Here is a 6,346-nt window from a genome sequence, read left to right on the forward strand (position 1 = left end):
TTGGACTCCTTATTTCAAACTTGATATCACTTACAATACCAATGAGGTTGAAATGAATTATGCTCTTTGGAATGCCGAAAGTCGTACTTTCGATAAGAATATGGAAAAGAGTACTTATGCACTGAATCATGACAATATTGTTCGCCTTCTGGCCAGTACAAAATAAGATCAGCAGGTATTAAAATGGCAGGGCTGCGAGATGTAAAGTCTTGCAGCCCTGTTGCTTTTGTCAGAGTTATTGTAAAGAGAGATTATTTGTTAGCAAACAAACCGTCATTTCCATTCAGGATCGTATGTTCGGTAGCCAGATTCCAGTTGTTTTCTTTTTTATTCCATTCGTAGCTCTGGTAGTTGAGTATCTGTCCGGAATCTCTGGTCTGATAGACAGCTTTCGATTTTATATCTGAGTAAGAATCCGTCTTAGCATCCCATGCTGCGTATTCGATACTATTCTCCTGAGGGTCATGTGTGAAATTCAGGCAGTATTGCTTTTCAAATACCTGCATAATCTCACTCCATTTCAATACTTCTTTTTTCGAAACGCTTCCATCAGCATTATACGTATAGTTATATTTCAGATGCGGATGCAGGTATTTACCGTTTTCTACTGTATATACGGTCTGACTTTCCACTTGTTCTCCGTTTGTTGTGGTGTTGTAAGCAAATTCGGGGAGATTGTTGCCACTTACTGTATTCAATACGAATGTCATTGCAATTACTACTGATAATACTAAAGTTTTCATACTATTACTGTTTTATGGGTTTATACTTTTATTTGTTTCTTTCGATGTTGCAAAGATAGAGGGTGGCTTAATCATAGTATGTTATTGCAACGTTATCTTTACGTTAATAAATATCCGGTGGGGTTAATGAGGAAAAAGCATAGAAATTTGCCTATTCTTGATAAATTGTATTGAAGGATTATTCTCCAATTAATCTTGTGTAAATACTCCCCGGTTTTGTGGATTAATTCTACATTCTTATTCATTGGCGTTAATCTAAATTGCTATCAATCTGTTTTTTATATTTTTGGTCTTTTTTTTGTATGTAAATCAGAAATATTCGAATTAAAATTATAACAATGAAACATTTTTATTTTTTATGCATGTTCTTTGGGATTATATGTATATTCAGTAGTTGCTCAAAGGAAGAGGAGCCGATGAAAGTTGAACCGCGTATATTATTAAATAAAACGGATAGTCTGGTAATGCTGGATGTGTACGATAAAACCGGAGGAGGAGTCTACTGGGGAAAAACCTGGGACCGAGGTGATTATAATACCTGGACTGATGTTAAGACGGAAGAAATAAATGGGGAATATCGTATCGTAAATATTCAGATTTCTCCTTCTGCTGTTGGAAGTCTGCCAGCTACCATCGGACAGCTGGCAGAACTACGCATCTTATATTTGAATGGAAATATTGTAGGAGGATTGCCAGCTACTATTGCAAACCTCACGAAATTAGAGATTCTGAGTGTTACTGCCACAGCGTTGGGAGGTGAAATACCCAAAGAAATAGGAGAAGTTAAGAGACTGAAGCGTTTATATTTGATTAATAACGGTATGACGGGAGAGATACCTGTGGAATTGGGGCAGCTTTCCGGTCTTATGTTGATAGATTTAAGCCATAACCACTTCTATGGCACTGTTCCACTGACTCTTTTAGAAAATCCAAATAGAGGAGTTACTTTGAATTACAATGATTTAACCGTGTTGCCATGGGATTGTTGGTTGGATGCCAAATATAATATCCCAAGCGTACAATTCAATAGATTGTCAGGCAAAGTACCTGAGAATGTACGGAATACTGAAAGATGGAAAGATTATAAATGGTTAGTTGGCACTCAACAAGAAGGCTACGGATACATTGAATAAATAAAAATTGTAGAACTAAAAATGAATACTTATGATTAAAAAACTGTTTGGAATAGCATTATTTACTTTTGTGATTAGTGCATGTAGTAGTGTCGAAGATTCTTTGTTGGAAACACCTGTGGGCCCGATAGAAGAACCGGGATTAATTGCGTATCCGAGGAAAAACAATTTGGGTAATATGACAAGAAGCGAATCGATGGCTTCAGATTGGGAAAATTGGAAAACTGTTATTTTAGCTTCCGGAGTATCAGTAGCTCCTCCTTGGGCGGAGATTAGTTCATCAGATATTCCGGAGGAAATTCGTAAAGACATTAAAGTTACGGATGGTTGGGATTTGATTGTTCATACTGTAAATGGCCATGGCGAACGGGGATTAAACTATCTTATTTTCCATAATAAATTTACAGGAATATTGAAGGCTTTTTACTATTTGGAACAAAGTGTAGCGCAGCTTCAGAATACGGCAATCTGGAAAATACATTTTGAATCTCCTCAATCCTTATTGGCATTTGCTTCTGATTATGCGGGAGACGCAACAAAAGATAGTCCGTCCGATCTTTATCTCGGCAACATTACTAACAACTCTGCAAAGGGATATTCTGTCGGCTGGAATTGTTTTCAATTTGAGTTAGCCTATGATCCTGATTTTTTGACGGGAAGTTTACAGTTTATTCCGGAATCTATGACAACTGCGAATATAACTTTAGAAGGTGATTTCGAATCAGAAACGAGTGGGTTGATTATATCTATCACAAATTCCAATCCATTGAGCGGAGCGGTAGAAGGTGTTGCCAAAATGGGAGGAAGCGCGGCAGAGAAATGGGTAGCGAAGCAGGTTGCCGACGGAGCTTTTAAAAAAAAACGGTTCACTTCTTGAAGGTGGAGTAAAAGGTATTGTAAAAACAGGAGTAAGCAAACTATTAGGTTCTTTCATAGGAGGTTTTAATTCTGCTAAAGAAACAACTCAGCAGGTTCAGTTAAAGACAAATGGAACTGTCAAATTGAAAGGTAATATAACCAGTATGCAATCGGGAATGTTGGCTCCGATCTCTTTCTCCATATCAAAAGAGAATGTAGGGACATTGGGCGCATGGGGAGCAGTGAAAAAACCTGTTATTTATCTGCATCCATTAGCTACCTATGAAGAGAAAGATGAACCAAATGAGTTTTCATATATATACGAGTTAGAAGGTTTGAATGGGGCTGATATACAAACAGTTATCAATCCGGAACTATTACCATATGTGACAAGTTATAAATTTAATTATGATGTGTATCAGGATAGTGGTGTATCGGTATGGCATGCATTGGGAAATGACTTAGGAAATAATTTTGAATTTGAAATAAGTTCTCCATATAATTTATACAAAAATATTTATTCTATAACATCATCTTGCAGAGTACCTATTATGTATAAGAATTTTGCGGGAGAGCTTTTGCCTCCGTATGGAACTCCGGCCCCTTATGCAGTTTACCTTCCCGATGCTCCGTTGGGGGGAGGATCGCTTGGTTTTAATAGAACATTTGATCTGACTTCGCATTTTATAGTGGTTGTTACCTTAACCCTTGAAACAAATATAAATGGCGTACAGAGTACTGTAGTAAATAATCAGACCTTTATTCCTGATGTGAAATGGAATCCTACATTATTAGAATCAGCAAAAGGGAAATATTACCCTCATGTAGATAAATAATGGTTTAAACTTTTAATTCATTCCACATCTCTAGAAACGTTATGGAGATTGTATATTCCTGATTCAGTGAATAAATCTGTAAGGTTAATAAGAAGGCAGATGTGTAGTTAGACCCTGATAAAAGTCACTATTTATATTTTTTTCTGATATTTTCTTTGTATTCTGATAATTTCTATTTTACTTTGTAGCGCAAAGTACTTTTTATATGAATAAAGATAAAGCATTAGAATCAGTAAATGAGATAAAGGAGTTGATGGAAAAGTCCTCCAGATTTGTATCTCTCAGTGGTATGACAGCTGTTATGGCTGGTACTTATTCATTGGTTGGCGCTTATGTAGTCGCCCGGGTCTTTAAATCGGAAGCTTCTCTGGCAGAGATGATACTGGTAGCTTCGTTGGTGCTGATAGCTTCGGTTATTACGGCTTGTATACTGTCTTGCTATAAGGCGAGAAAAACCGGACAGAAGATTTTTAGTAAACTGACATACCGGACTTTATGGAACTTTTCGCTTCCCTTGCTTGTAGGGGGACTGTTTTGTATCGCTTTGCTGTTGCATGAGAATTATGGAGTGATTTCTTCGGTCATGTTACTGTTTTACGGGCTTTCTCTGGTCAACGTCTCTAAATTTACTTATTCCAATGTAGCCTGGCTGGGATATGGGTTTCTTCTTTTAGGAGTTGTAGACTGCTTTTTCGAGGGTTATGCACTCATGTTCTGGACCATTGGGTTTGGAGGACTTCATATATTGTACGGTATATTGTTTTATTTGCAATATGAAAGGAGCAAGTAGTTGATGTTAGAAGGATTTCAGAATATAAATAAGGCGTTTGAAAGCAAAGTCCGGTTAGGTATTATGGCGGTCTTGATGGTCAATGAGGAGTCTGACTTTAATACGTTGAAAGAATTACTTTCACTGACGGACGGCAATTTGGCGAGTCATACCCGTGCGCTGGAAGAACTTGGCTATATTGTCTGTAAAAAAGCCTTTGTGGGTAGGAAAACAAAAACTTCTTTCCAGGCCACACCTCCGGGGAAGGAAGCTTTTAAAGAGCACATTGCTGCATTGGAAAGTTTATTGAAATCAACCTGAACGCTTGGCGTTACACAACTTGTTTTTTCTTTTTGGAGAAAAAAGGAGTATTATACAAAAACTAAACTAGACTTAGAAACTATTTTGCATTTTATAGAATTCAAAAAAAAGTTTCTTAATTATTTACTAAACACTATTCTACTATGGACGATTTTAATGAAAATTTGAACAAAGTGGAAAAACCGGTGCATACAAGTAGCTCCCGGAGTTTTTCCAAAACTGTTAAAGTACTGGTTATTGCTGCATTGGTTCTTCTTTTGCTGATACCAATGGTTATGATCGAAAGTATGATTACCGAGCGTGGGCAGACGCAGGTAGATGCCATCGACGAGGTTAGCCAGAAGTGGAGTCTGGCACAGACTGTTACAGGCCCATATATTAATCTGCAATATCCGATTGTCTCTGAAGACAATGGAAAGCAGAAGATCAGCAATGGAAATATAATATTGCTTCCTGATGAGCTTTTTATTGATGGGCAGCTTCGTACAGAAATTCTTAAAAGGGGAATTTATGAGGTGAATGTATATCAGTCGGAGTTAGTTTTTAAAGGTTCCTTCAGTGCGGAAGAACTTCGTAAAAGCGGAGTAGATATAGATGTACTTTATCTCCGGAAAGCGGCTGTCTGTTTCAATCTCACCGATATGCGGGGAATCAGTGAACAGATCAGCATTACTTTGAACGATTCTGTCTACATCTTTGAACCGGGTATGGATGGCAGGGGAGTTAAGAATGTGGGTGTACATGCTGTGGTGGATCTTTCTGCTTTGAAAGAGAATAAAAAACTGCCCTATGAAATGAAGATTAAACTGAAAGGTTCGCAATCTATTAATTTTGCTCCACTGGGGAAAACAACGAAGGTAAATCTGAAAGCCAATTGGAGTACACCAAGTTTTACCGGTAATTATCTGCCAGATAGCAGAGAAGTAACTGAGGAAGGTTTTTCTGCACACTGGCAGGTGTTGAATCTGAACCGGAATTATTCTCAGGTGATAATTGATTATCGTAATGCGGGTGTTAAGGATATCGAAAATTCTAATTTCGGAGTAAATCTGAAAGTTCCCGTCGAGCAATATCAACAATCGATGCGTTCTGCCAAATATGCTATTCTCATCATACTACTGACGTTTGCAGTGATATTCTTTACGGAGATGATGGAAAAGACACGTATCCATGTGTTGCAATACCTGTTGGTGGGATTGGCGCTTTGTTTATTCTATAGCTTATTGTTATCTATATCCGAACATGTAGGGTTCAATATGGCTTATCTGATTTCGGCAGTATTGACAATCGGTCTGGTAGGAGGTTATATGCTGGGTATCATTAAAAAGAAGAAACCGGCATTTATTATGTCGGGACTATTAAGTGTACTGTACATTTACATATTTATTCTTATCCAGTTAGAGACTTTTGCTTTGCTTGCCGGAAGTTTGGGATTGTTTGTAATACTTGCCTCCGTAATGTATTTTTCAAAGAAGATTGACTGGTTTAATGAGTGAACAACCGGACTCTGATCATTAACATTATTAACAGTATTCCTTAACTATAATTTTTGTACTGACAAGAGTACGTACTTTTATATACTAAGAGTACGTACTTTTGCTATATAAAAGTGGTTCTTCTTCAATTTAGTTGAAAAAGACATGTTCCATCACCATCTTAATTCTTAGCAACTCTAATCCTGCCCTT

The 6,346-nt window shown here is 37.3% G+C and carries 8 protein-coding genes; 7 read left to right on the forward strand and 1 reads right to left on the reverse strand.

The genetic code is table 11. From position 1 onward, the window contains the following. Nucleotides 1-166, forward strand: a 166-nt coding sequence (locus ACESQI_RS23880) for a DUF3836 domain-containing protein (RefSeq protein ID WP_373127355.1), incomplete at its 5' end; no start/stop codon positions are given. A gap of 85 nt (nt 167-251) precedes the next feature. Here ACESQI_RS23880 and ACESQI_RS23885 read toward each other — a convergent pair. Further along, a complete protein-coding gene (locus ACESQI_RS23885) occupies nt 252-743 on the reverse strand; it encodes a DUF3836 domain-containing protein (RefSeq protein ID WP_122201495.1) in 492 nt (163 codons plus the stop codon). A 416-nt stretch (nt 744-1,159) separates the two neighbouring features. On the opposite strand from ACESQI_RS23885, the gene ACESQI_RS23890 reads away from it, so the two are divergent. From ACESQI_RS23890 to creD, 6 genes are all read left to right on the forward strand, one after another. Continuing rightward, complete coding sequence (locus ACESQI_RS23890) at nt 1,160-1,876, forward strand: hypothetical protein (RefSeq protein WP_155921496.1); 717 nt, start codon at nt 1,160-1,162, stop codon at nt 1,874-1,876. 31 nt (nt 1,877-1,907) lie between these two features. Then, nucleotides 1,908-2,753, forward strand: coding sequence for a hypothetical protein (locus tag ACESQI_RS23895; RefSeq protein WP_195351248.1), 846 nt, complete (start codon nt 1,908-1,910; stop codon nt 2,751-2,753). Beyond that, complete coding sequence (locus ACESQI_RS23900; RefSeq protein WP_195351246.1) at nt 2,713-3,570, forward strand: hypothetical protein; 858 nt, start codon at nt 2,713-2,715, stop codon at nt 3,568-3,570. Before ACESQI_RS23895 ends, ACESQI_RS23900 begins: the two co-directional genes overlap by 41 nt. Before the next feature lie 205 nt (nt 3,571-3,775). After that, nucleotides 3,776-4,360 (forward strand): hypothetical protein, encoded by a 585-nt coding sequence (locus ACESQI_RS23905; RefSeq protein WP_007483031.1) that lies wholly within the window; start codon nt 3,776-3,778, stop codon nt 4,358-4,360. Between the two features lie 3 nt (nt 4,361-4,363). Then, nucleotides 4,364-4,660: a transcriptional regulator gene (locus tag ACESQI_RS23910; protein ID WP_002558440.1), complete on the forward strand. Its 297-nt coding sequence runs from the start codon at nt 4,364-4,366 to the stop codon at nt 4,658-4,660. Nucleotides 4,661-4,803: 143 nt separating this feature from the next. After that, the gene (creD, locus tag ACESQI_RS23915; protein ID WP_025868301.1) at nt 4,804-6,156 is read left to right on the forward strand and encodes a cell envelope integrity protein CreD; all 1,353 of its coding nucleotides are present in this window, start codon (nt 4,804-4,806) and stop codon (nt 6,154-6,156) included. Nucleotides 6,157-6,346 lie beyond the last annotated feature (190 nt).

Origin of the sequence: Bacteroides sp. HPS0048, assembly GCF_964240755.1 — a bacterium.
Lineage (GTDB): Bacteria > Bacteroidota > Bacteroidia > Bacteroidales > Bacteroidaceae > Bacteroides > Bacteroides nordii.

Excerpts from the sequence above, each read along its gene's own strand:
- ACESQI_RS23885 (WP_122201495.1), bottom strand. The coding sequence starts at position 743 with ATGAAAACTTTAGTATTATCAGTAGTAATTGCAATGACATTCGTATTG.
- ACESQI_RS23890 (WP_155921496.1), top strand. The coding sequence starts at position 1,160 with ATGAAAGTTGAACCGCGTATATTATTAAATAAAACGGATAGTCTGGTA.
- ACESQI_RS23895 (WP_195351248.1), top strand. The coding sequence starts at position 1,908 with ATGATTAAAAAACTGTTTGGAATAGCATTATTTACTTTTGTGATTAGT.
- ACESQI_RS23905 (WP_007483031.1), top strand. The coding sequence starts at position 3,776 with ATGAATAAAGATAAAGCATTAGAATCAGTAAATGAGATAAAGGAGTTG.
- ACESQI_RS23910 (WP_002558440.1), top strand. The coding sequence starts at position 4,364 with ATGTTAGAAGGATTTCAGAATATAAATAAGGCGTTTGAAAGCAAAGTC.
- creD (WP_025868301.1), top strand. The coding sequence starts at position 4,804 with ATGGACGATTTTAATGAAAATTTGAACAAAGTGGAAAAACCGGTGCAT.